The organism is Lelliottia sp. GFLA7 (assembly GCF_056490165.1).
In genome coordinates this window covers 784489-808422 of the sequence record NZ_JBWLAQ010000002.1, presented here as the reverse complement: position 1 = coordinate 808422, position 23934 = coordinate 784489, and the positions used below count along the sequence as shown (strand labels likewise).

At 53.9% G+C, this 23934-nt stretch carries 23 protein-coding genes; 20 read left to right on the top strand and 3 right to left on the bottom strand.

All coding sequences use genetic code 11. The features are described 5' to 3' along the window. Window positions 1-99 precede the first annotated feature (99 nt). From AC07RN_RS09380 to sixA, 4 genes are all read left to right on the top strand, one after another. Window positions 100-384: a YfcZ/YiiS family protein gene (locus AC07RN_RS09380; RefSeq protein WP_015959881.1), complete on the top strand. Its 285-nt coding sequence runs from the start codon at window positions 100-102 to the stop codon at window positions 382-384. Between the two features lie 163 nt (window positions 385-547). Then, entirely contained in the window at window positions 548-1858 is a 1311-nt protein-coding gene (fadI, locus tag AC07RN_RS09375; protein ID WP_478336193.1) for an acetyl-CoA C-acyltransferase FadI, read from the top strand. Beyond that, window positions 1858-4005, top strand: a complete 2148-nt coding sequence (gene fadJ / locus AC07RN_RS09370; RefSeq protein WP_478336192.1) for a fatty acid oxidation complex subunit alpha FadJ — start codon at window positions 1858-1860, stop codon at window positions 4003-4005. Before fadI ends, fadJ begins: the two co-directional genes overlap by 1 nt. A 210-nt stretch (window positions 4006-4215) precedes the next feature. Further along, entirely contained in the window at window positions 4216-4701 is a 486-nt protein-coding gene (gene sixA, locus AC07RN_RS09365; protein WP_478336191.1) for a phosphohistidine phosphatase SixA, read from the top strand. A gap of 45 nt (window positions 4702-4746) precedes the next feature. Here sixA and smrB read toward each other — a convergent pair whose 3' ends face one another. Further along, window positions 4747-5298, bottom strand: a complete 552-nt coding sequence (smrB, locus tag AC07RN_RS09360) for an endonuclease SmrB (protein ID WP_015959877.1) — start codon at window positions 5296-5298, stop codon at window positions 4747-4749. Between the two features lie 157 nt (window positions 5299-5455). Between smrB and prmB the strand changes: the two genes are divergently transcribed. The 6 genes from prmB to AC07RN_RS09330 are packed head-to-tail and all read left to right on the top strand — an operon-like array spanning window position 5456 to window position 10007. Then, the gene (prmB, locus tag AC07RN_RS09355) at window positions 5456-6388 is read left to right on the top strand and encodes a 50S ribosomal protein L3 N(5)-glutamine methyltransferase (protein WP_449555037.1); all 933 of its coding nucleotides are present in this window, start codon (window positions 5456-5458) and stop codon (window positions 6386-6388) included. Between the two features lie 60 nt (window positions 6389-6448). Then, window positions 6449-7534 carry a chorismate synthase gene (gene aroC / locus AC07RN_RS09350; RefSeq protein WP_059179357.1) on the top strand — a complete coding sequence of 362 codons (1086 nt, stop codon included), beginning with the start codon at window positions 6449-6451 and terminating at the stop codon, window positions 7532-7534. A 2-nt stretch (window positions 7535-7536) separates the two neighbouring features. Continuing rightward, window positions 7537-8361 carry a penicillin-insensitive murein endopeptidase gene (gene mepA, locus AC07RN_RS09345; RefSeq protein WP_015959874.1) on the top strand — a complete coding sequence of 275 codons (825 nt, stop codon included), beginning with the start codon at window positions 7537-7539 and terminating at the stop codon, window positions 8359-8361. Next, window positions 8361-9173, top strand: coding sequence for a sulfite exporter TauE/SafE family protein (locus tag AC07RN_RS09340; protein WP_478336190.1), 813 nt, complete (start codon window positions 8361-8363; stop codon window positions 9171-9173). Before mepA ends, AC07RN_RS09340 begins: the two co-directional genes overlap by 1 nt. After that, the gene (locus tag AC07RN_RS09335) at window positions 9170-9715 is read left to right on the top strand and encodes an elongation factor P hydroxylase (RefSeq protein ID WP_133629700.1); all 546 of its coding nucleotides are present in this window, start codon (window positions 9170-9172) and stop codon (window positions 9713-9715) included. The genes AC07RN_RS09340 and AC07RN_RS09335 overlap by 4 nt, the downstream gene beginning before the upstream one ends. 13 nt (window positions 9716-9728) lie before the next feature. Beyond that, window positions 9729-10007 carry a YfcL family protein gene (locus AC07RN_RS09330; RefSeq protein WP_015959871.1) on the top strand — a complete coding sequence of 93 codons (279 nt, stop codon included), beginning with the start codon at window positions 9729-9731 and terminating at the stop codon, window positions 10005-10007. A gap of 53 nt (window positions 10008-10060) precedes the next feature. On the opposite strand, the gene mnmC is transcribed toward AC07RN_RS09330, so the two are convergent. Further along, complete coding sequence (gene mnmC, locus AC07RN_RS09325; RefSeq protein WP_478336189.1) at window positions 10061-12061, bottom strand: bifunctional tRNA (5-methylaminomethyl-2-thiouridine)(34)-methyltransferase MnmC2/FAD-dependent 5-carboxymethylaminomethyl-2-thiouridine(34) oxidoreductase MnmC1; 2001 nt, start codon at window positions 12059-12061, stop codon at window positions 10061-10063. Window positions 12062-12218: 157 nt separating this feature from the next. Between mnmC and fabB the strand changes: the two genes are divergently transcribed. Next, complete coding sequence (fabB, locus tag AC07RN_RS09320) at window positions 12219-13436, top strand: beta-ketoacyl-ACP synthase I (protein WP_015959869.1); 1218 nt, start codon at window positions 12219-12221, stop codon at window positions 13434-13436. A 154-nt stretch (window positions 13437-13590) separates the two neighbouring features. Here fabB and flk read toward each other — a convergent pair whose 3' ends face one another. Then, window positions 13591-14595, bottom strand: coding sequence for a flagella biosynthesis regulator Flk (flk, locus tag AC07RN_RS09315; RefSeq protein WP_478336188.1), 1005 nt, complete (start codon window positions 14593-14595; stop codon window positions 13591-13593). A 118-nt stretch (window positions 14596-14713) separates the two neighbouring features. Here flk and pdxB point away from each other — a divergent pair, with 118 nt between their 5' ends. From pdxB to purF, 9 genes are all read left to right on the top strand, one after another. Next, entirely contained in the window at window positions 14714-15850 is a 1137-nt protein-coding gene (gene pdxB, locus AC07RN_RS09310) for a 4-phosphoerythronate dehydrogenase PdxB (RefSeq protein ID WP_015959867.1), read from the top strand. Between the two features lie 67 nt (window positions 15851-15917). Continuing rightward, entirely contained in the window at window positions 15918-16931 is a 1014-nt protein-coding gene (locus AC07RN_RS09305) for an aspartate-semialdehyde dehydrogenase (RefSeq protein WP_015959866.1), read from the top strand. Continuing rightward, window positions 16931-17743, top strand: coding sequence for a tRNA pseudouridine(38-40) synthase TruA (truA, locus tag AC07RN_RS09300; RefSeq protein WP_186752570.1), 813 nt, complete (start codon window positions 16931-16933; stop codon window positions 17741-17743). Before AC07RN_RS09305 ends, truA begins: the two co-directional genes overlap by 1 nt. A gap of 27 nt (window positions 17744-17770) precedes the next feature. Next, window positions 17771-18430 carry a DedA family protein gene (locus AC07RN_RS09295; RefSeq protein ID WP_015959864.1) on the top strand — a complete coding sequence of 220 codons (660 nt, stop codon included), beginning with the start codon at window positions 17771-17773 and terminating at the stop codon, window positions 18428-18430. Window positions 18431-18584: 154 nt separating this feature from the next. Continuing rightward, the gene (gene accD, locus AC07RN_RS09290) at window positions 18585-19490 is read left to right on the top strand and encodes an acetyl-CoA carboxylase, carboxyltransferase subunit beta (protein WP_015959863.1); all 906 of its coding nucleotides are present in this window, start codon (window positions 18585-18587) and stop codon (window positions 19488-19490) included. 69 nt (window positions 19491-19559) lie between these two features. Continuing rightward, window positions 19560-20828: a bifunctional tetrahydrofolate synthase/dihydrofolate synthase gene (gene folC, locus AC07RN_RS09285; RefSeq protein WP_478336187.1), complete on the top strand. Its 1269-nt coding sequence runs from the start codon at window positions 19560-19562 to the stop codon at window positions 20826-20828. Then, complete coding sequence (dedD, locus tag AC07RN_RS09280; protein ID WP_478336186.1) at window positions 20818-21519, top strand: cell division protein DedD; 702 nt, start codon at window positions 20818-20820, stop codon at window positions 21517-21519. The genes folC and dedD overlap by 11 nt, the downstream gene beginning before the upstream one ends. 253 nt (window positions 21520-21772) lie before the next feature. After that, window positions 21773-22261, top strand: coding sequence for a colicin V production protein (cvpA, locus tag AC07RN_RS09275; RefSeq protein WP_015959860.1), 489 nt, complete (start codon window positions 21773-21775; stop codon window positions 22259-22261). Window positions 22262-22390: 129 nt separating this feature from the next. Then, window positions 22391-23908: an amidophosphoribosyltransferase gene (gene purF, locus AC07RN_RS09270; RefSeq protein ID WP_059179343.1), complete on the top strand. Its 1518-nt coding sequence runs from the start codon at window positions 22391-22393 to the stop codon at window positions 23906-23908. The last annotated feature ends 26 nt before the right edge of the window (window positions 23909-23934 follow it).

The window sequence follows — 23934 nt, the reverse complement described above, 5'->3', positions numbered from 1 at the left end:
TTTTGCGCCATTAACGACTGGAGAGACCATCGGCTCGGGGGTAAAATATCGCTAACGTGTTTATCTCGCGCCGTGCGCGAATCCAGAGGAACTTGAGCTATGAGTAAATGCAGTGCTGATGAAACCCCGGTTTGCTGCTGTATGGATGTCGGTACCATCATGGACAATACGGATTGCACCGCGTCTTACAGCCGCGTGTTTAGCAAACGTGCGGACGCCGAAGAGACACTGAGCGCATTGACTAAGCGCGCTCGCGATGTGGAGTCCGACCCTTGCGAAATCAAATCCACGCTCACTGAAGTTGAAGGTGGTGTGAAACTGGATATCGATTTCATTTTTGCTTGTGAAGCAGAAACATTGATTTTCCAGCTCGGTTTACGTTAATCCCGTCTTTTACGCCTCTGTGCTTCAGGGGCGTTTTCTTTTTCTTCTCTGTGTTTTAGCTCGCACTTTTTCGTTTCCCTGATTGGCTGAATGTAAAAAAATGGTTAAGACTGTTATCAGGTCAGACCACTTTGTGCGTTTTTGTCATTTACAGGGGAGTGTTATGAGTCAGGCATTACCGCTTGTCACCCGTCAGGGCGATCGCATCGCCATTGTCAGCGGATTGCGTACGCCATTTGCACGCCAGGCGACGGCATTTCATGGAATACCGGCTGTCGATTTGGGAAAAATGGTGGTGGGGGAGATGCTGGCTCGCAGCGAAATATCCCCTGATGTCATCGAACAACTGGTTTTTGGCCAGGTTGTCCAGATGCCTGAAGCGCCGAATATCGCCCGTGAAATTGTGCTGGGGACCGGTATGAATGTGCATACCGACGCTTATAGCGTCAGCCGTGCCTGTGCGACCAGCTTCCAGGCTGTGGCGAACGTCGCTGAAAGCCTGATGACGGGAACCATACGCGCCGGTATTGCGGGTGGCGCAGACTCTTCTTCCGTTTTGCCGATCGGTGTTAGTAAGAAACTGGCGCGTGTGCTGGTTGACGTCAATAAAGCGCGCACAATGGGGCAGCGCCTCAAACTGTTCTCTCAACTGCGTTTGCGCGATCTCGCGCCTGTTCCTCCCGCCGTCGCGGAATATTCGACGGGCCTGCGCATGGGGGACACCGCCGAGCAAATGGCGAAAACGTACGGTATCACGCGCGAACAGCAAGATGCCCTGGCGCATCGTTCACATCAGCGCGCTGCGCTGGCCTGGTCGGAAGGGAAACTGAGGGACGAGGTGATGACGGCGTATATCCCACCCTTCCGCGAACCCCTTTCCGAAGATAATAATATTCGTGGCACCTCGACGCTGGCGGATTATGCAAAATTACGCCCGGCGTTCGATCGTAAACATGGCACCGTTACGGCAGCAAACAGTACTCCGCTGACCGACGGCGCGGCGGCGGTGATCCTGATGACTGAATCACGGGCGAAAGAGCTGGGTCTGGTTCCACTGGGCTATCTGCGCAGCTATGCGTTTACCGCCATCGATGTCTGGCAGGATATGCTGTTGGGGCCTGCATGGTCGACACCGCTGGCACTCGAGCGTGCCGGGTTAACACTGTCGGATTTAACACTCATTGATATGCACGAAGCCTTTGCCGCGCAGACGCTGGCGAATCTTCAATTGCTGGGCAGCGAACGCTTTGCGCGCGATGTTCTGGGCCGGGCACATGCTACGGGCGAAGTGGATGAGAGCAAATTTAACGTCCTGGGCGGCTCGATTGCCTATGGACACCCCTTTGCGGCTACCGGTGCACGCATGATTACGCAAACGCTGCACGAACTTCGCCGTCGCGGCGGAGGATTTGGTCTGGTCACCGCGTGTGCGGCGGGTGGTTTGGGTGCGGCGATGGTTCTGGAGGCTGAATAATGGAAACGAATTCCGCATTTACATTGAACGTGCGTCTGGACAATATCGCGGTTGTCACTATCGACGTACCGGGCGAGAAAATGAATACCCTGAAAGCTGAGTTTGGCGTTCAGGTGCGCAGTATTTTGAAGCAGGTCCGCGACAACAAAAACATCTGCGGGCTGATCTTCATTTCCGCCAAATCTGACAACTTTATCGCTGGGGCGGATATCAACATGATTGCCCGCGCTCAGAGTGCGCAAGAGGCTGAAGAGCTTGCACGACAAGGGCAGCAGATCATGGCGGAGATCCATGGTTTATCTATCCCGGTGATCGCCGCGATCCATGGAGCCTGTCTTGGCGGTGGTCTCGAATTAGCGCTGGCGTGTCATAGCCGCGTTTGTACGGATGATGCAAAAACCGTTCTTGGCCTGCCGGAAGTGCAGCTTGGTTTATTGCCAGGCTCAGGCGGCACGCAACGATTACCACGGCTGGTGGGTGTAAGCACTGCTCTGGAAATGATTCTCACCGGTAAACAGCTCCGTCCGCGTCAGGCCTTAAAAGTCGGTCTGGTCGACGAAGTGGTTCCTCATTCTATTCTTATGACGGCGGCCGTTGAGCTGGCGCAAAAAGAGCGGCAGGCGAGCCGTCATTTACCCGTACGCGAGCGTATCCTGGCGGGGCCGCTTGGCCGCGCGCTGCTGTTTAATCGGGTTGGCAAGAAAACCGAACAAAAAACCAAAGGCAACTATCCGGCGACGAAACGTATTCTTGACGTTATCGAAACGGGTCTGTCACAGGGAAGCAGCAGCGGTTACGCCGCTGAAGCCAAAGCCTTTGGTGAATTAGCGATGACCCCCCAATCGCAGGCACTCCGCAGCATCTTTTTTGCCAGCACCGAAGTCAAAAAAGATCCCGGCAGCGAGGCCGCTCCCGGTCCGCTGAATGCGATTGGCGTTTTGGGCGGCGGATTAATGGGCGGAGGCATCTCTTTTGTCACCGCCAGTAAAGGCAAATTGCCCGTTCGTATCAAAGATATCAACGCGAAAGGCATCAACCATGCGCTGCAATACAGCTGGCAGTTGCTTGATCAAAAGGTGAAACGCCGCCATATCAAAGCCAGTGAACGAGACCGAGCGCTGGCGCTGATTTCGGGTACCACAGACTTTAGCGGTTTCAAGCATCGTGACGTAGTTATTGAGGCGGTGTTTGAAGATCTGCAGCTTAAGCAACAGATGGTGGCCGATGTTGAGCAGTACTGCGCGCCGCACACGATTTTTGCATCGAATACGTCATCTTTGCCAATAAGTGATATCGCTGCGAATGCGGCGCGACCAGAACAGGTAATTGGTTTGCACTTCTTTAGCCCGGTTGAAAAAATGCCGCTGGTAGAAGTGATTCCTCACGAGTCGACCAGCGCACAAACCGTGGCAACCGTGGTTAAGCTCGCTAAGCGGCAAGGAAAAACGCCGATAGTGGTGGCAGATAATGCGGGCTTTTACGTCAATCGAATTCTTGCGCCGTATATCAATGAAGCCATGCGACTGCTGACCGAAGGCGAAAAAGTTGAAAATGTTGATGATGCGCTGGTGAAGTTTGGGTTCCCGGTTGGACCAATCCAACTTTTGGATGAGGTCGGAATAGATACAGGCACTAAAATTATACCTGTGCTTGAAGCTGCTTACGGTGAGCGCTTTAGTCCACCTGCGAATGTTGTTTCAGCGATTTTGAATGACGATCGCAAAGGCAGAAAAAATGGTCGGGGTTTCTATCTTTACGCCGCAAAAGGGCGTAAAAGCAAGAAACAGGTCGACCCCTCGGTTTATGGGCTTATCAATGCCAGCGGCCAGGGCAAACTCACCGCGCAACAGTGCGCTGAACGCTGCGTTATGATGATGCTTAACGAAGCGGCGCGTTGCTTTGATGAAAAAGTGATTAAAAACGCGCGCGACGGTGATATCGGCGCCGTATTTGGCATTGGCTTTCCACCTTTTCTGGGTGGCCCGTTCCGCTATATGGATAGTCTGGGCGCGGGTGAGGTTGTGGCGACATTGCAGCGTCTGGCATCGCTTTATGGCTCTCGATTTACACCCTGCGAGACATTAAAGCAGATGGCAGAAAATGACCTGCGTTTTTGGCCAGCACAGGAAACTGACCCCATAAATTAGGGTCAAAGTAGAGTAGATCCTGGGGTGAATAGGATAGTCATTGTCTAATTTGTAAACAGATATTGACTATACTTACGCCATTAAGGTAAAAAACAGCGTTTCATTCATCGAATGGATCAGGCACAATGCCCGGCCATCGGGTTTTCTGCCTTTTTGCTGTATTCGCGGGTAGTCAACGCCGGTGATCCTGGTCAACAAAAGCGGTGCAATATGCAAGTTTTTATCATGCGTCACGGCGACGCGGCACTCGATGCCGCCAGTGACTCTGTTCGTCCTTTGACAACCTGTGGCTGTGACGAATCCCGTCTAATGGCCACCTGGCTCAAGGGTCAAAAAGTGGACATTGAACGTGTTTTGGTGAGCCCATTCTTGCGTGCTGAACAGACGCTAGACGTAGTAGGCGACTGTATGAATCTGCCAAAAAACGTGGATGTTCTTCCTGAACTCACACCTTGCGGCGATATCGGCTTGGTGAGCGGTTATCTTCAGACATTGAGTCGTGAAGGCGTTGCTTCTGTGCTGGTCATTTCCCATCTGCCACTGGTCGGCTATTTAGTCGCTGAACTGTGCCCTGGCGAAACGCCGCCGATGTTCACCACCTCGGCCATTGCTAACGTCACGCTCGACGAAAACGGCAAAGGGGTGTTCAACTGGCAAATGAGTCCGTGCAACTTGAAGATGGCAAAAGCTATCTGAGGTGACGCGCGATCTGGCGGGTAGACATTGTCACCCGCCACTCTGTCAGGGCAGCTCCGGTGGCTGCCACTCTTCGATTTCAATCAACACCAGCAATGCGGCATCTCCGCCATACTCTTTCGGTGCCTGATGAAAAGCCATCACATGTGGGTGCTGAGCCAGCCACAGTGGCGTTTGTTGTTTAAGAATATGTTTGCCGTGCCCGTGCATGACACAGGTGCAAAAAACGTGTTCTCGGCGGCAAGCGGCAATCAATGCCCCAAGCTCCTGTTTCGCCTGCATCTGCGTCAAGCCATGCAGATCGAGAAACAGCTCTGGCGAATAATCCCCACGACGTAATTTTTTCAGCTCAAAATGGCTGACGTCTTCGCGCACGTATTTTACCGCGCCCTGTGTATTGAGCAGCGGCTGGAATTCATCTGAAAAATAGTGGCTGTTATCGGCCTGTTCCTGAAGCAGACGTTTCACCGGCACTTCGGTCACTTTTTTGCGGATCGGACGATGAACAATGGTGTCCTGCGCGATTTGACGCGTCCCGCTCATGAGCTGGCGAAACAGCGACTGATCCTCCTCGCTAAGCGATGTTTTCTTTTTCATTAGTGGGTCTCATCTCTTATTTCCCTTAGTTTACCTGAGGGAGGCGCAAGCAAAACGCATTTTTTCACCGGTCTCGCGCAGCGACAATGCTGATTTATCGCCGTCTTCATGGCAAACTAGCCGCCGAAAATTATGCAAGCATGCCCTGGAGAGAATAATGGATAAAATTTTTGTCGATGAAGCAGTAAACGAGCTGCATACCATTCAGGACATGTTGCGCTGGTCCGTTAGCCGCTTTAGCGCCGCCAATATCTGGTACGGTCACGGCACCGATAACCCGTGGGATGAGGCTGTGCAGCTCGTACTGCCGTCGCTCTATCTGCCGTTGGATATTCCTGAAGACATGCGCACTGCGCGCCTGACCTCCAGCGAAAAACACCGTATCGTTGAACGTGTGATCCGTCGCGTGAACGAACGCATTCCGGTCGCTTATCTGACCAACAAAGCCTGGTTCTGCGGCCACGAATTTTATGTCGATGAACGCGTGCTGGTGCCGCGCTCACCGATTGGCGAGCTGATCAACAATCATTTCGCGGGTCTGATGGACCATCAGCCAGAACATATTCTGGATATGTGTACCGGTAGCGGCTGTATTGCGATCGCGTGCGCTTACGCTTACCCGGAAGCAGAAGTCGATGCGGTGGACATCTCGACTGACGCGCTGGCCGTCACCGAGCACAACATCGAAGAGCACGGTTTGATTCATCATGTGACGCCGATCCGCTCCGATCTGTTCCGCGATTTACCGAAACTGCAATACGATCTGATCGTGACCAATCCGCCGTATGTGGATGCGGAAGACATGTCCGATCTGCCGAGTGAATATCGCCATGAACCGGAACTCGGCCTGGCATCCGGTACAGATGGCCTGAAGCTGACGCGCCGCATTCTGGCCTGCGCACCGGATTATCTGACCGATGACGGCATTCTGATTTGTGAAGTCGGTAACAGCATGGTACATCTGATGGAGCAGTACCCGGAGGTGCCTTTCACCTGGCTCGAATTCGACAACGGTGGCGAAGGCGTCTTCATGCTGACCAAAGCGCAGCTTATCGCCGCGCGTGAATACTTCAGCATCTATAAAGATTAATCTCGCGGGCTTCGGCCCGTTTCACCTGCTCAAACTGAGAACAACGATAACGGAGCCGTGATGGCAGGAAACAGTATTGGACAATTATTCCGCGTGACCACGTTTGGTGAGTCGCACGGACTGGCACTCGGATGCATCGTTGACGGCGTTCCGCCTGGCATCGAACTGACCGAAGCCGATTTACAACACGACCTTGACCGTCGCCGTCCGGGCACCTCGCGTTACACCACGCAGCGTCGCGAGCCTGACCAGGTCAAAATCCTCTCCGGCGTCTTTGAAGGGCGCACCACGGGCACCAGTATCGGCCTGCTGATTGAAAATACCGACCAGCGTTCTCAGGATTACGGCGCGATTAAAGATGTTTTCCGCCCAGGTCACGCTGATTACACCTACGAGCAAAAATTTGGTTTCCGTGATTATCGCGGTGGCGGTCGTTCATCTGCGCGCGAAACCGCGATGCGCGTTGCGGCAGGTGCGATTGCGAAAAAATATCTGGCACAGAAATTTGGCATCGTGATCCGCGGTTGTCTGACCCAGATGGGCGATATTCCGCTGGCCATTAAAGACTGGGATCTGGTTGAACAGAACCCATTCTTCTGTGCCGATGCGGACAAAATCGACGCACTGGACGAACTGATGCGCGCCCTGAAAAAAGAAGGCGACTCCATTGGCGCTAAAGTCACCGTTGTTGCTGATGGCGTGCCGCCAGGTTTAGGCGAACCGGTGTTTGACCGTCTGGATGCTGATATCGCGCACGCAATGATGAGCATTAACGCCGTGAAAGGCGTGGAGATTGGCGACGGTTTTGAGGTCGTTGCGCTGCGCGGCAGCCAAAATCGCGATGAAATCACCGCGCAAGGTTTCCAGAGCAATCATGCGGGCGGTATTTTGGGCGGCATCAGCAGCGGTCAGCAGATCGTGGCTAATATTGCACTGAAACCAACTTCCAGCATTACGGTACCTGGTCACACGATTAATCGCGCGGGTGAAGAAGTTGAGATGATCACCAAAGGTCGTCACGATCCTTGCGTGGGTATCCGCGCGGTGCCGATTGCTGAAGCGATGCTGGCGATCGTGCTGATGGATCATTTCCTGCGCCAGCGCGCGCAGAATGCGGATGTGATTCCCCCTCTTCCACGCTGGTAACCATGAAAAAAACCGCAATTGCTCTGCTGGCACTGCTCGCCAGTGGAGCCAGTCTGGCAGCTACTCCGTGGCAAAAAATTACCCATCCGGTGGCGGGCAGCGCGCAGTCGATCGGCGCGTTTTCCAACGGATGCATCGTTGGCGCGCAAGAATTGCCGTTGCAGTCTGATACCTATCAGGTGATGCGAACCGATCAGCGCCGGTACTTTGGTCATCCTGATCTGGTGATGTTTATCCAGCGTCTGGGTAACCGGGTTCACAACCTGGGGCTGGGGACGATGCTGATTGGCGATATGGGTATGCCAGCGGGCGGCCGCTTTAATGGCGGACACGCCAGCCACCAGTCGGGACTTGATGTCGATATTTTCCTGCAATTGCCAAAAACACGCTGGAGTTCCGCACAGCTGCTTAAACCTCAGGCGCTGGATTTGGTCGCGCGTGACGGTAAAAATGTTGTGCCATCACTGTGGACGCCTGATGTATTTAGCCTGATCAAAGTGGCCGCAAAAGATAACGATGTGACGCGTATTTTCGTCAATCCGGCGATCAAACAGCAGCTCTGTCTGGATGCCGGAACGGATCGCGACTGGTTAAGCAAAGTTCGCCCATGGTTCCAGCATCGCGCGCACATGCATGTCCGCTTGCGTTGCCCGGCGAACAGTCTGGAGTGCGAAGATCAGCCACTACCACCGCCTGGCGACGGCTGTGGTGCCGAACTGCAAAGTTGGTTTGAACCTGCCAAACCTGGAACCACACAGCCTGAGAAGAAGACACCGCCTCCGTTGCCGCCTTCCTGCCAGGCGCTACTGGATGAGCACGTACTGTAATGGATAATTTCGTCGATCTTTTCATGGTGTCACCGCTGTTGCTGGCGGTGCTTTTTTTTGTCGCCATGCTGGCCGGTTTTATTGATGCGCTGGCGGGCGGCGGGGGATTATTGACGGTCCCCGCGCTGTTGGCGGTGGGCATGAGCCCTGCGCAGGCGTTGGCAACCAATAAGCTCCAGGCCTGCGGCGGGTCTCTTTCTGCCTCAATCTATTTTATTCGCCGCAAAGTCGTTAGCCTTGCCGATCAGAAGCTCAATATTTTGATGACGTTTATCGGTTCAACGTCAGGTGCGCTGCTGGTTCAGCATGTCCAGTCCGATATTTTGCGTCAAATTTTACCGATTCTGGTCATCTGTATTGGACTCTATTTTTTGCTGATGCCAAAGCTTGGGGAAGAAGACCGACAGCGTCGCTTGCACGGCTTGCCGTTCGCTCTGATTGCGGGTGGTTGCGTCGGTTTTTACGACGGATTCTTTGGCCCTGGCGCGGGTTCATTTTATGCGCTGGCGTTTGTCACGCTGGCCGGTTTTAATCTCGCCAAATCCACCGCGCACGCCAAAGTGCTGAATGCGACCTCCAATCTCGGCGGCCTGCTGCTGTTTATTATCGGGGGCAAAGTTATCTGGGCCACCGGTTTTGTGATGATGTTGGGGCAGTTTTTAGGCGCGCGCGTAGGCTCTCGCCTGGTATTAAGCAAAGGGCAAAAACTCATTCGTCCCATGATTGTAATTGTGTCGGCGGTGATGAGCGCCAAACTTCTTTATGACAGCCACGGACAGGAGATCCTCCACTGGTTGGGGATGAACTCATGAACAGTACGCATAATTATGAACAGCTGATTGACATCTTTGACGGCTGTTTCGCAGATGATTTTAATACCCGTCTGATTAAAGGCGACGACGAACCGATCTATCTTCCTGCTGATGCCGACGTGCCGTACAACCGGATTGTGTTTGCGCACGGCTTTTATGCCAGCGGGTTGCATGAGATTTCTCACTGGTGTATTGCCGGGAAAGCGCGTCGCGAGCTGGTAGACTTTGGTTACTGGTACTGCCCGGATGGGCGTGACGCGGCAACGCAGGGTCAGTTTGAAGATGTGGAAGTCAAACCCCAGGCGTTCGACTGGCTGTTCTGTGTGGCGGCAGGTTTTCCGTTCAACGTCAGCTGTGACAACCTCGAAGGAGATTGTGAGCCAGACAGAATTACCTTCCAGCGCCGCGTTCATGCGCAGGTAATGGAATATCTTGAGAAAGGCATCCCGGAACGTCCGGCGCGTTTCATCAAAGCATTGCAGAATTATTACCACACGCCGGAATTAAAGGCGGAACACTTCCCATGGCCGGAAGATATTTAACTGAGGAAAGAAGATGATCGCAGAATTTGAATCACGCATTCTGGCGCTAATTGATGGCATGGTAGAGCACGCCAGTGACGATGAACTGTTTGCCAGCGGTTATCTGCGTGGTCACCTGACGCTTGCTGTAGCGGAGCTGGAAGCGGGCGACGATCACTCGCCTGAAGCCGTTCATGCCGCCGTGGGTCGTGGTCTTGAAAAAGCCATCCAGGCAGGCGAGCTTTCTCCACGTGACCAGTCTTTGGTGCTGGATATGTGGGATAACCTGTTCGAACAGGCAAAATCGCAGTAAGTTTTTGCTGTTGTGAAAACCCTCTCCCTCAGGAGAGGGCATCAGCCCACGCCTTATTTCACCGCTTTCCCTTTCAGTAATTTCCGTACCCACAAACGATTCGGACTCAGACCCGCAAGCGTCGTACTGTCCATCGGAATCGGCTCTTCGCTCATTTGTGATGCCAGAATTTCTGCCAGCAGCGGGGCAGTGCACAAGCCGCGTGACCCCAGCGCGCCCAGCATAAAGAGACCTGGATATACCGGCGCCGTGACCGCTGTTTCGGTGTTCTCGGCAAGATTTTGATATTCCGTCAGCGTCGATTCGTAATCCGGCACATTACCGACCATCGGCAAGTGATCGCGCGTCGCGCACCGCACGCCACAGCGGGCATCGGAGTCAGAAACATCGACCTCTTTTGCCCATTCGGCCTTCGGGAAGCAATCCACTAAACGTTGACGATTTTGCTGCTGATCGGCCTCGCTGTAGTGCATTTCTGTCTTGCCGCGATGATAGCTAGCGCCTATGCAATGATGACCATTTTCCGGGTTTTGCGGCGTTAAATAGCCGTCATAACACAGCACCTGACGGAGTTTTTCGAGCTGCGGAGTTGTGGGAATGTGACTGACCTGACCGCCAACCGGATAAACGGGTAACTTTTCTGTTTGCGAAAAGTCGCTGATGCGATGGCCGTTAGCCAGCACAACGCTTGAGTGCTGGGCATCAGCGCCATTGATGAACCGCAATTGCCAGTCACCCTGCTGATGATTCAAAGAGTCCAGGTGATAGCCGTAATGCACATCCAGCCCGCGAGACTGCGCCAGGCTTATCACCGCGGCGGTCAGTTCAGCCGGATATAACCAGCCGCCTTCAGGATAGTGAATGCCACCGCAGTCGGTTGGCAGACCGGTATTGTCCAGAACCTGCTGCGCATCAACCGCCACAGCGATTTGCTCCGGTAAACCCAGTGACAGCATCTGGTCTATTTTTTGTTGGCTTTTTTCATCCCAGCCAAGCTGCGTCACGCCGCACCAGTCGTGTGCATAGGTCACGGGAAGGGCGTCATAGAGGCGACGAGCAAAGGTAAATGCCGCTGGGAAAAACTGACTGATTGCCGGGTCGTGAGCGCTCAGAAGCGGATACAACGCGCCCTGACGGTTGCCGGATGCGCCATTTGCCGGTGATTTGTCGGCGCAGTAGAGCGTCACGCGCCAGCCGCGCTGAAGTAGTGCGAAGGCAAGCAGTGCGCTGGCAATGCCGCCGCCAATAATCGCCGTTTCACGGTTTTCAAGGCCGCTGCGCGCAAACCAGGGGGCGCGCGCGGGAAGGGCATTGTCCTGCGCCATGACGCCCGTCAGCATTTCGCGCTTGCGGCCAAAACCTTTGCATTTTTGCATGGTAAAACCGGCATCCTGCAAACCGCGACGCACAAATCCGGCGCAGGTAAATGTTGCCAAAGTTGCACCGGGGCGAGCCAGACGCGCCATGGCAGCGAATAAATGCTCGCTCCACATGTCCGGATTTTTGGCCGGCGCAAAACCATCTAAAAACCAGGCGTCGACCTTTTGATTGAGAGAGTCGTCGAGTTGGTCGGTCAGTTCATTGATATCGCCGAACCACAAATCGAGTGTCACTCTGCCTTCATCAAGTAACAGGCGGTGGCATCCACCGAGTGGCAACGGCCATTGCGCCTGTAATTGTTCTGCCCACTGTGCCAGCTCTGGCCAATGCTGATGCGCCAGTTTGAGATCGTGACCGGTGAGCGGATATTTCTCAAAACTGATGAAATGTAATCTTTGCAGCGTAGCCTCGGGGTGGTCAGCGCGGAACTGGTCAAACGCCTGCCAGAGGGTGAGGAGGTTTAAACCGGTGCCAAAACCGCTCTCCGCCACGACAAACTGGCTGCGGGGATGGAGGGGGAAGCGCGCGTTGAGGTGGTTTCCCTCCAGAAAAACATAACGGGTCTCTTCCAGCCCGTTATCATTAGAGAAATAGACATCGTCGAAATCTCGGGAAACAGGTGTACCCTCAGCGTTGAACTCAAGGTTAGCGGGTTGTACGACGTTTTGTTTCACGTAAGTTACTCGTCTGACAGGCAGTGGCATGATCTTAACGATGTGCGTCCGCTGGTGCAAATTTCCGCAGAAATTGGCTGATCGGACTTGTTCAGCGTACAAGTGTACGCTATTGTGCCAGTCGAAACTTTCATAGTGCGACTTATAGAGGTATTGAATGAAACGTGCAGTGATTACTGGCTTGGGCATCGTTTCCAGCATCGGTAACAACCAGCAGGAAGTCCTGGCATCTCTGCGTGAAGGACGCTCCGGGATCACTTTCTCTGAAGAGTTTAAAGATTCAGGTATGCGTAGCCACGTATGGGGTAACGTCAAACTGGACACCACCGGTTTGATCGACCGTAAAGTGGTTCGTTTCATGAACGATGCCTCTATTTATGCTTATCTCTCCATGCAGGAAGCGATTGCTGATGCTGGCCTGAGCGAAGACGTTTATCAGAGCAACCCACGCGTGGGTCTGATTGCAGGTTCCGGCGGTTCTTCAAAAGCACAGGTGTTTGGTGCTGACGCAATGCGTAGCCCGCGTGGCCTGAAAGCAGTCGGTCCGTACGTTGTAACCAAAGCAATGGGTTCAGCGGTTTCCGCGTGCCTGGCAACGCCATTCAAAATTCACGGCGTAAACTACTCCATCAGCTCTGCCTGTGCGACCTCCGCACACTGTATTGGCAACGCAGTTGAACAAATTCAACTGGGTAAACAGGACATCGTCTTTGCCGGCGGCGGCGAAGAGCTGGGCTGGGAAATGGCCTGTGAGTTTGATGCTATGGGCGCCCTGTCCACCAAATACAACGAAACGCCAGAAAAAGCGTCCCGTACCTATGATGCACACCGCGACGGTTTCGTTATCGCGGGCGGCGGCGGTATGGTTGTCGTTGAAGAGCTGGAACATGCTCTGGCTCGTGGCGCACACATTTATGCTGAAATCGTGGGCTACGGTGCAACGTCAGATGGCGCAGACATGGTCGCTCCATCCGGTGAAGGCGCAGTGCGCTGCATGAAGATGGCGATGCAAGGTCTGGATACCCCGATCGATTACCTGAACTCCCACGGTACTTCTACGCCAGTAGGCGACGTGAAAGAGCTGGGTGCTATCTGTGAAGTGTTCGGCGACAACAGCCCGGCCATTTCTGCAACCAAAGCAATGACCGGTCACTCTCTGGGTGCCGCTGGTGTTCAGGAAGCGATTTACTCGCTGCTGATGCTGGAACATGGCTTTATCGCACCAAGCATCAACGTTGAAGAACTGGACGAGAAGGCTGCGGGTCTGAACATCGTGACCAAGCCAACTGAGCAGACCCTGACCACCGTTATGTCTAACAGCTTCGGCTTCGGCGGGACCAACGCCACGCTGGTTATGCGTAAACTGAAAGCGTAAGTTTTCCGTATCACGTCAAGCATCATGTAAAAAGGGAGCCATCTGGCTCCCTTTTTTGTGCGTTCATTTCAGTGTCATGCTGCTCAGCACAGACGATAACTCAACGCGCTGTCTCTGCGAATCTATCGCACCCGCGCGAGTATTTGCGCTGCGGTTAAATCACAATCCACACGATCGCCAGCGCAATCATTAGGGCAATGAACATCAGCCCTGGGCGCGCGGACATTGATTTGAGTGTTTCCACCACAGGCGCAAACAGCGGGCTGTAGATGGGCTGGATATTGCGGGCTTCTGGCACACCCGATTCACGTTCAGCGCGGCGGACAAAGATCTGATTGAGGAGATCCTGCACCTGCGCGGTCGTCAGCACCGCTTGCGGCGTCACCTGCCAGTTTTGTTGCGCGTAATCACGCATCGCTTCAAATTCCCGTGGCTCAAGCGGCTGTTTTAGCGCCGCCTGCAAGGTGTGCAGCGTTGGCGCGCTTTGCGTGCTCAACGTCTGACGCGCCTGTAGCCAGGTCACCAGATGGGTAAACTGTTTGGCCGGGATCAACTCGCCATCTTTTACGCCAGAAAGTTCGAGCATGGATTGCCAGATGAGCTTGGTGGGCTCCCCAGTTGCAGCGGCGAGTTTTGTCACCATCTGCTTGAGCGTGTTGTGCTCTGCAGGCAAGAGCGGGCGTTCTGTCGCCGGGCGCGTTTGCGGCTGCGGAATCGACATTTCATTGTTTTGCAGCAGCGTCAGCACGGTTTTTAGCTGATCCGGCGTCAGTTGACTCAGCGCCGTCTGGCCAAATTGCTGACGAATAAAATCACTCACCGCCTGGCGGTTATTTCCCTGACCCAATAGCTCGGTCAGTTGCGAGATGGTCTGGCGCATCGTGTGATTTTGTTGCGCGGTGTTCAGGCGCGTGTTCAGGTTTTGTTCCGCCGCCGGAAAGTGGCGCGACAACAATGGCGCATCGCTTTTCAGCCCGAGCTCGTGTTTGACCCCAGCCCACACTTCAGCGTTCTGCTGCGAGGTGAGCGCAACCAGACGGATGATCAGACGCTCCAGCACGGTGCGCTGCAGCGTAGAAAGCGGTTGTTCGCCAACGGCTGAGGGAACTCCCGGGCCATCACCTGGAGGGCGCGGCGGCGTACCTGAAATGGGCTGCATCGTCATAAATCCTTAAAGTCGTTACTCACCGTAATCCAGGCCAGCTGTACGTATATGCCTGGGGGCGAGATTATGGCACACTTGCCCGGTTAACTTCCTCTCAAACAGGTACTCAGACGTGAAAATCCTCGTTGACGAAAATATGCCTTACGCTCGCGAGCTCTTCAGCCGCTTGGGCGAGGTTAAGGCTGTTCCTGGTCGTCCTATTCCCGTTGCTGAACTCGATGATGCGGATGCTCTGATGGTGCGGTCCGTGACCAAAGTGAATGAGACGCTGCTGGCCGGAAAAGGCATCAAGTTTGTGGGTACCGCAACGGCGGGAACCGATCATGTGGATGATGCCTGGCTAGCAAAAGCCGGTATTGGATTTTCAGCCGCACCCGGCTGTAACGCCATTGCGGTGGTGGAATACGTTTTCTCGTCGTTGTTAATGTTAGGTGAGCGCGATGGTTTTGCGCTTCAGGACCGCACAGTGGGCATCGTCGGTGTCGGTAACGTAGGCGGACGCCTGCAAAAACGTCTCGAAGCAATGGGCATTCGTACGCTGCTGTGCGATCCGCCGCGTGCCGATCGCGGTGATGAAGGCGATTTCCGCTCCCTTGATGAACTGGTCGAGCACGCGGATGTGATCACCTTCCATACGCCGCTGTTTAAAGACGGTGCGTATAAAACGTTCCATCTGGCCGACGAGACGCTGATTCGTCGTCTCAAGCCTGGCGCTATTCTGATAAATGCCTGCCGTGGCCCGGTTGTGGATAATGCGGCATTGCTGAAATGCCTGGAAGAGGGGCAAAATCTCAGCGTTGTGCTGGATGTCTGGGAGCCAGAGCCGGATCTCAACGTGGCGCTGTTGAATCGCGTTGATGTGGCAACCGCACATATCGCGGGCTACACGCTGGAAGGTAAAGCGCGCGGCACAACGCAGGTCTTTGAGGCCTATAGCGCGTTTATCGGCAATGCACAGCAGGTGGCGCTTGATACGCTGCTGCCCGCGCCGGAATTTGGTCGCATTACGCTCCATGGCCCGCTCGATGAGTCTTCGCTAAAAAGGCTGGTGCATTTAGTGTATGATGTGCGCCGCGATGACGCGCTGCTGCGAAAAGTAGCAGGAATTCCGGGTGAGTTTGACAAGCTGCGCAAGAATTATCTCGAGCGCCGCGAATGGTCTTCTTTGTATGTGATTTGTGATGATGCCGATGCGGCAGCGTTATTGAATAATCTCGGGTTTAACGCCGTACATAACCCGGCGCGTTAATGTCTTCTTAATGCTCCCTGCGGGATAATCTGGCGGGGACGCTTATTTATTTCTGGAGTACACCACCATGTCTGAAGGCTGGAATATTGCCGTACTGGGTGCCACTGGCGCTGTGGGCGAAGCCCTGCTCGAAACACTTGCGGAGCGTCAGTTCCCGGTGGGAGAAATTTTTGCACTGGCACGCGCAGAAAGCGCGGGCGAAGGGCTGCGTTATGAAGGAAAAACGGTGCGCGTTCAGGATGTCGCACAGTTTGACTGGTCGCAAGCCCAACTGGCGTTCTTTGCCGCGGGCGCTGAGGCATCAGCCGCTTACGCCGATGAAGCCGCCAACGCGGGATGTTTAGTTATCGATCTGAGCGGTCATTTTGCGCTGGAGCCTGACGTTCCATTGGTCGTGCCGGACGTAAACCCGTTTGTGCTGGCTGATTACCGCAATCGCAATATTATCGCCGTACCGGATAGCCTGACCAGCCAGCTCCTGACTGCGCTCAAACCGCTGATCGACGATGGCGGTTTATCGCGTATTTCGGTGACCAACCTGCTTTCTGTCTCCGCGCGCGGCAAAAAAGCCGTCGACGCGTTAGCCGGGCAGAGTGCGAAACTCCTGAACGGTATTCCGGTTGATGAGGATGATTTCTTTGGCCGTCAACTGGCGTTCAATATGATGCCAATCCTGCCGGATCGCGAAGGTAGCGTGCGCGAAGAACGTCGTATCGTTGAAGAGACCCGTAAAGTGATGCAGGACGAAGGCCTGATAGTTTCCGTCAGTTGCGTGCAGTCGCCTGTGTTTTACGGTCATGCGCAGATGGTGAGCTTTGAAGCGCTGCGCCCGCTGGCCGCCGACGAAGCCCGCGAAGCATTTGAACGCTGCGATGATATCTCCCTTAGCGATGAAACCGATTTCCCGACCCAGGTAGGGGATGCAACCGGCAGTGCGCATCTTTCCGTCGCCTGCGTGCGTAATAACTACGGCGTGCCAGGCGAAGTACAGTTCTGGTCGGTTGCCGATAACGTTCGTTTTGGTGGTGCGCTAATGGCCGTCAAAATCGCTGAGAAACTGGTGCAGGAGTATCTGTACTGATGTCGGAAGTGGAACTCAAGCCAGTTCATAGAATTGCCCTTGGAATTGAGTACGACGGCAGTAAATACTATGGCTGGCAGCGTCAAAATGAAGTGCGTAGCGTTCAGGAAAAACTGGAAAAAGCGCTCTCTCAGGTGGCGAATCAACCGATCGCCGTCTATTGCGCGGGTCGGACTGATGCCGGCGTGCACGGTACAGGACAGGTTGTGCATTTTGAAACCACGTCGGTGCGTAAAGATGCTGCATGGACGCTAGGCGTAAATGCGAATTTACCTGGTGACATCGCCGTGCGCTGGGTAAAAGATGTGCCGGATGATTTTCACGCGCGTTTCAGCGCCACGGCGCGTCGCTATCGCTACATCATCTACAATCAGCGCCTTCGCCCGGCGGTACTTGGGCAAGGTGTGACGCACTTTTACGAGCCTTTGGATGCGGAGCGTATGCAACGTGCAGCGCAATCGCTGATTGGTGAAAATGACTTTACCTCGTTTCGCGCGGTGCAGTGCCAGTCGCGCACGCCGTGGCGAAACGTGATGCACATAAACGTCAGCCGTTATGGCGCGTATGTGGTGGTGGATATCAAAGCAAATGCCTTTGTACATCATATGGTGCGGAATATCGTTGGCAGCCTGATGGAAGTAGGCGCCGGACACCAGCCGGAGAGCTGGATTGCAGAACTGCTGGCAGCGAAGGACAGAACGCTTGCGGCAGCAACGGCGAAAGCGGAGGGCTTGTATCTGGTTTCTGTTGATTATCCAGAACGTTTTGACCTTCCAAAACCGCCAATGGGCCCGCTGTTTTTAGCGGACTAACGCAGTTGCAATTAAGGCTTAACCAATATGGATGTAATACATTTTATCATCGATTTCATTCTGCATATCGATGTGCATTTGGCAGAACTTGTCGCGCAGTACGGCGTCTGGGTTTATGCCATTCTGTTCCTGATTTTGTTCTGTGAAACCGGCCTGGTGGTGACACCGTTTTTGCCAGGCGATTCACTGCTGTTCGTCGCGGGTGCGCTTTCAGCGCTGCCGACCAACGATTTGAATGTGCACCTGATGGTGATGCTCATGATCGTTGCGGCGATTATCGGCGATGCGGTGAATTACACCATTGGACGGCTGTTTGGTGAAAAGCTGTTCAGCAATCCTGATTCGAAGATCTTCCGTCGCAGCTATTTAGACAAAACGCACGCGTTCTATGCACGGCATGGGGGCAAGACCATTATCCTGGCGCGTTTTGTCCCGATCGTTCGAACGTTTGCACCTTTTGTGGCGGGAATGGGGCATATGTCCTATCGTCATTTTGCGGCGTATAACGTCATTGGCGCGCTGCTGTGGGTTCTGCTGTTTACCTATGCAGGCTACATCTTTGGCGATCTGCCGATCGTGCAGGAAAATCTTAAGTTATTGATTGTTGCTATCATTGTGCTCTCGGTTCTGCCGGGTGTGGTCGAAATCATTCGACACAAACGAGCAGCAGCAAAGCAAGCGAAGTAAGTACGCATTTGCGGTTCGACCACTTTTTTATCCAAAGTTTCGGGCTGTTATGTTTTAATGTGCAACATTCATGGTCTGTTTGTGGCAAAAATGGCATTATGCGCCGCTTACAGCAAAACTGGCATACGACCAGGTTCAGGCAGAAAGGTTATCAATGAGCTGGATTGAACGAATTAAAAGCAACATAGCCCCCACCCGTAAGGCGAGTATTCCTGAAGGGGTGTGGACCAAGTGTGATAGCTGCGGCCAGGTTCTGTACCGCGCTGAGCTGGAACGCAATCTTGAGGTTTGCCCGAAGTGTGACCATCACATGCGTATGTCGGCGCGCAATCGCCTGCATAGCTTGCTGGATGAAGGCACGATGGTAGAGCTGGGCAGTGAACTTGAGCCGAAAGATCTGCTGAAGTTCCGTGACTCCAAGAAATACAAAGACCGCATCGCTTCTGCGCAAAAAGAGACTGGCGAGAAAGATGCGCTGGTGGTGATGAAAGGCACTCTGCACGAGATGCCAGTTGTCGCTGCAGCCTTTGAGTTCTCCTTTATGGGTGGCTCGATGGGTTCTGTCGTGGGCGCGCGTTTCATCCGCGCCGTTGAGCAGGCACTGGAAGACAACTGTCCGCTGATCTGCTTCTCCGCCTCAGGTGGCGCACGTATGCAGGAAGCGCTGATGTCCCTGATGCAGATGGCGAAAACCTCTGCGGCACTTGGCAAAATGCAGGAACGCGGTCTGCCGTATATCTCCGTACTGACTGACCCAACCATGGGCGGCGTGTCGGCGAGCTTCGCGATGCTTGGCGATCTGAACATCGCTGAACCGAAAGCGCTGATTGGCTTTGCCGGTCCGCGTGTTATCGAGCAAACCGTACGTGAGAAATTGCCGCCTGGCTTCCAGCGCAGCGAATTCCTCATCCAAAAAGGCGCAATTGATATGATCGTTCGCCGTCCGGAAATGCGCCTGAAACTGGCTAGTGTCCTGGCGAAGCTGATGAATCTCCCTGCGCCGAGCCCGGATGAACCACGCGAAAGCGTCGTTGTACCGGATCAGGAACCCGAAGCCTGATAACTCGAAAGGGCAGGGCCAAACGGCGCTGCCCTTTTGCTTTCTCACCGTAACTGAAAAGTGCGTATCATGGAAAACAACAGCATTCTCCAAGCCACGTCGCCCCTGGTCACGTGGCTTTCTTATCTGGAAAACCTGCACAGTAAAACCATCGATATGGGGCTTGAACGCGTCAGCCAGGTGGCGTCTCGTCTTCATGTGTTGAAGCCAGCGCCGTTCGTTTTCACCGTGGCTGGCACTAACGGTAAAGGCACCACCTGCCGCACGCTGGAATCCATGCTGATGGCCGCAGGGTATAAGGTCGGCGTGTACAGCTCTCCGCACCTGGTGCGTTACACCGAGCGCGTTCGCATTCAAAATACCGAGTTGCCAGAGTCTGCACACACCGCCTCTTTTGCCGAAATCGAAGCGGCGCGTGGTGAGATCTCCTTATCTTATTTCGAGTACGGCACGCTCTCGGCGCTGTGGTTGTTTAAGCAGGCGAAGCTGGACGTGGTGATTCTGGAAGTCGGCCTCGGCGGGCGTCTTGATGCCACCAATATGGTTGATGCCGATGTTTCGGTGGTCACCAGCATCGCTCTGGATCATATTGACTGGTTGGGACCGGACCGTGAAAGTATTGGTCGGGAGAAAGCGGGCATTTTCCGTGCGAATAAACCGGCAATTGTGGGCGAGCCTGATATGCCGCACACCATCGCCGATGTGGCGCAAGAAAAGGGCGCTCTGCTGCGGCGTCGGGGTGTTGACTGGCAGTATGACGTGACGGAAAACGACTGGCGCTTTATTGATGCGCAAGGTGTGCTTGAGCATCTTCCGCTCCCGCATGTCCCTCAGCCCAATGCCGCCACCGCGCTGGCGGCGATTCGAGCGAGCGGGTTGACCGTCAGCGAGCAGGCTATCCGCGACGGTATTCAAAACGCCATGCTTCCGGGACGTTTCCAGATAGTGAGTGAATCACCGCGTTTGATTCTGGATGTTGCACACAACCCGCACGCTGCTGGCTATCTCGCAGAACGCCTTAAATCATTGCCAAAAAACGGGCGCGTTCTGGCGGTTATCGGTATGCTTCATGATAAAGATATTGGCGGTACGCTGGCCTGCATGGAGAGTGTTGTCGATTGCTGGTATTGTGCTCCACTGGAAGGGCCACGCGGTGCGACTGCTGAACAGCTGATGGAACATATCAGTGCAGGAACCGCCTATGAAAGCGTGGCGCAGGCGTGGCATGCGGCGATGGCCGATGCTAAACCTGAAGATACCGTGCTGGTATGTGGATCATTCCATACCGTTGCACATGTCATGGAAGTGATGGACGCGGGGAGAACCAGTGGCGAGTAAGTTTCAGAACCGTTTGACAGGCACCATTGTGTTGGTTGCGCTGGGAGTGATTATTCTTCCTGGCCTGTTGGATGGGCAAAAAAAACATTATCAGGATGAGTTTGCGGCAATCCCACTGGTGCCAAAACCAGGCGATCGTGATGAACCTGACATGTTACCTGCGGCAACGCAGGCGCTGCCCGCACAGCCGCCAGAAGGTGCTGCAGAAGAAGTGCGCGCCGGAGACGCGGCGGCGCCATCGCTCGATGCCACTCGCTTAACCGGCAATGGCAGTAATGAACTGGATCCTGCCGCAGAACCGGTGGTGCAACCAAAGCCTGTCGAGAAGGCAAAACCTGTCGAAAAACCTCAACCGAAACCGCAGCGTGACAAAGCCAGCGAGCAAATCGCTGCCGCTACGGAAGTACCGCCGGAAAAACCGGCCCAGGAAGAAAAACCTGCCCCAACCGGAAAAGCCTACGTTGTGCAGTTGGGCGCGTTGAAAAATGCCGATAAAGTCAATGAAGTCGTGGGTAAATTACGCGGCGCAGGATATCGCGTTTACACTTCACCTTCGACGCCAGTGCAGGGTAAAATTACCCGCATTCTCGTTGGCCCGGATGCCTCAAAAGACAAACTGAAAGGGTCGCTTGGCGAGCTGAAGCAGATTTCCGGTCTGAGCGGTGTGGTAATGAATTACAGTGCGAACTGATTGGCTTTAATCCGTCTCTCTCGCTAAAAAAAGAGGCAGAAAACCGTCCCATTTTTCCTTTGAAAAGAGGGGGACGGTCAGAGGAGAAGGTCCAGGCATCCGTCCGAAGAGACGTAAGAAGCCCTCGGCGTTGAACATTTTTTCAGCGCCTTTTTTATTTACGCGGGGGAAGGAAATCCCTACGCAAACGTTTTCTTTTTCTGTTAGAATTCGCCCCGAACTGGATGACAGGGCGTTTAATCGTGGGACATATATGGTCTGGATTGATTACGCCATCATTGCGGTGATTGGTTTTTCCTGTCTGGTTAGCCTGATCCGTGGCTTTGTTCGTGAAGCGTTATCGCTGGTGACTTGGGGTTGTGCTTTCTTTGTTGCCAGTCATTACTACACGTACCTGTCCGTCTGGTTCACGGGCTTTGAAGATGAACTGGTTCGAAATGGGATCGCCATCGCGGTGCTGTTTGTCGCGACGCTACTCGTCGGCGCTATCGTCAATTACGTGATAGGTCAGCTGGTCGAGAAAACCGGTCTGTCAGGAACGGACAGAGTGTTGGGGATCTGTTTTGGTGCGTTGCGAGGCGTGCTGATTGTGGCCGCGATACTGTTCTTCCTTGATACCTTTACCGGGGTTTCAAAAGGTGAAGACTGGCAGAAATCGCAGTTGATACCACAGTTCAGCTTCATCATCAGATGGTTCTTTGACTATCTGCAAAGCTCGTCGAGTTTCTTGCCCAGGGTCTAACCCTGAGATGTGGCTTAGAGTTTGGTTTAATAGGCTACGCGTTTGCTCTGGTTGTTGTGCGCTCTCCGCGCTCAACCAGCCTGCGACAATGACGCCTACTAAACCAAGCTCTTAACGAGGAAAAGACGAATGTGCGGTATTGTCGGTATCGCCGGTTTCATGCCGGTAAACCAGTCTATTTATGACGCGTTATCGGTGCTTCAGCACCGTGGTCAGGATGCAGCGGGTATCATTACGATTGATGCAAATAACTGCTTCCGTTTACGCAAAGCGAATGGCCTGGTCAACGATGTGTTTGAAGCCCGCCATATGCAGCGCCTGCAAGGCAACATGGGTGTTGGTCACGTTCGTTATCCTACTGCTGGCAGTTCCAGCGCTTCTGAAGCTCAGCCTTTTTATGTGAACTCACCGTACGGTATTACGCTTGCCCACAATGGCAATCTGACCAATGCGCATGAGCTACGTAAAAAGCTCTTCGAAGAGAAACGTCGCCACATTAACACCACTTCTGATTCAGAAATCCTGCTCAATATCTTTGCCAGTGAGCTGGATAACTTCCGCCATTATCCGCTGGAAGCAGACAACATTTTTGCCGCGATTGCCGCGACGAATCGCCTGATTCGTGGCGCTTACGCCTGTGTCGCGATGATCATCGGCCACGGTATGGTGGCCTTCCGCGACCCGAACGGTATTCGTCCGCTGGTGCTGGGTAAACGCGATCTGGGTGATGGCCGAACCGAATACATGGTTGCCTCCGAGAGCGTGGCGCTGGACACATTGGGCTTCGAATTCCTGCGCGACGTTGCGCCGGGTGAAGCGGTGTACGTGACCGAAAAAGGCCAGCTGTTTACCCGCCAGTGTGCGGAAAACCCGGTCAGCAATCCGTGCCTGTTTGAATACGTTTACTTCGCACGCCCAGACTCCTTTATCGATAAAATTTCCGTGTACAGTGCGCGCGTAAACATGGGAACCAAACTCGGTGAAAAAATTGCTCGCGAGTGGGACGATCTGGATATCGACGTGGTCATTCCGATTCCGGAAACCTCCTGCGATATCGCGCTGGAAATGGCGCGTATTCTGGGTAAACCGTACCGCCAGGGCTTTGTGAAAAACCGCTACGTTGGCCGTACCTTTATCATGCCGGGCCAGCAACTGCGTCGTAAATCAGTGCGCCGTAAGCTGAACGCCAACCGCGCTGAGTTCCGTGATAAGAACGTATTGCTGGTAGATGACTCCATCGTGCGTGGCACCACCTCTGAGCAGATTATTGAGATGGCGCGTGAAGCCGGTGCGAAGAAAGTCTACCTGGCCTCTGCGGCACCGGAAATTCGCTTCCCGAATGTGTACGGTATTGATATGCCAACGGCGAACGAACTGATTGCGCATGGTCGTGAAGTCGACGAAATTCGTCAGATAATCGGTGCTGACGGTCTGATTTTCCAGGATCTGGATGATTTGATCGACGCGGTTCGTGCCGAGAACCCGGATATTCAGCAGTTTGAATGTTCCGTGTTTAACGGCATTTACGTGACCAAAGATGTTGATCAGCAATATCTTGATTATCTGGATTCGCTGCGCAATGACGACGTTAAAGCCGTTCAGATGCAAAACGATCTCGAAAGTTTAGAGATGCACAACGAAGGCTAATCCCTTCGCAAGTGAGGGCGCTGGCC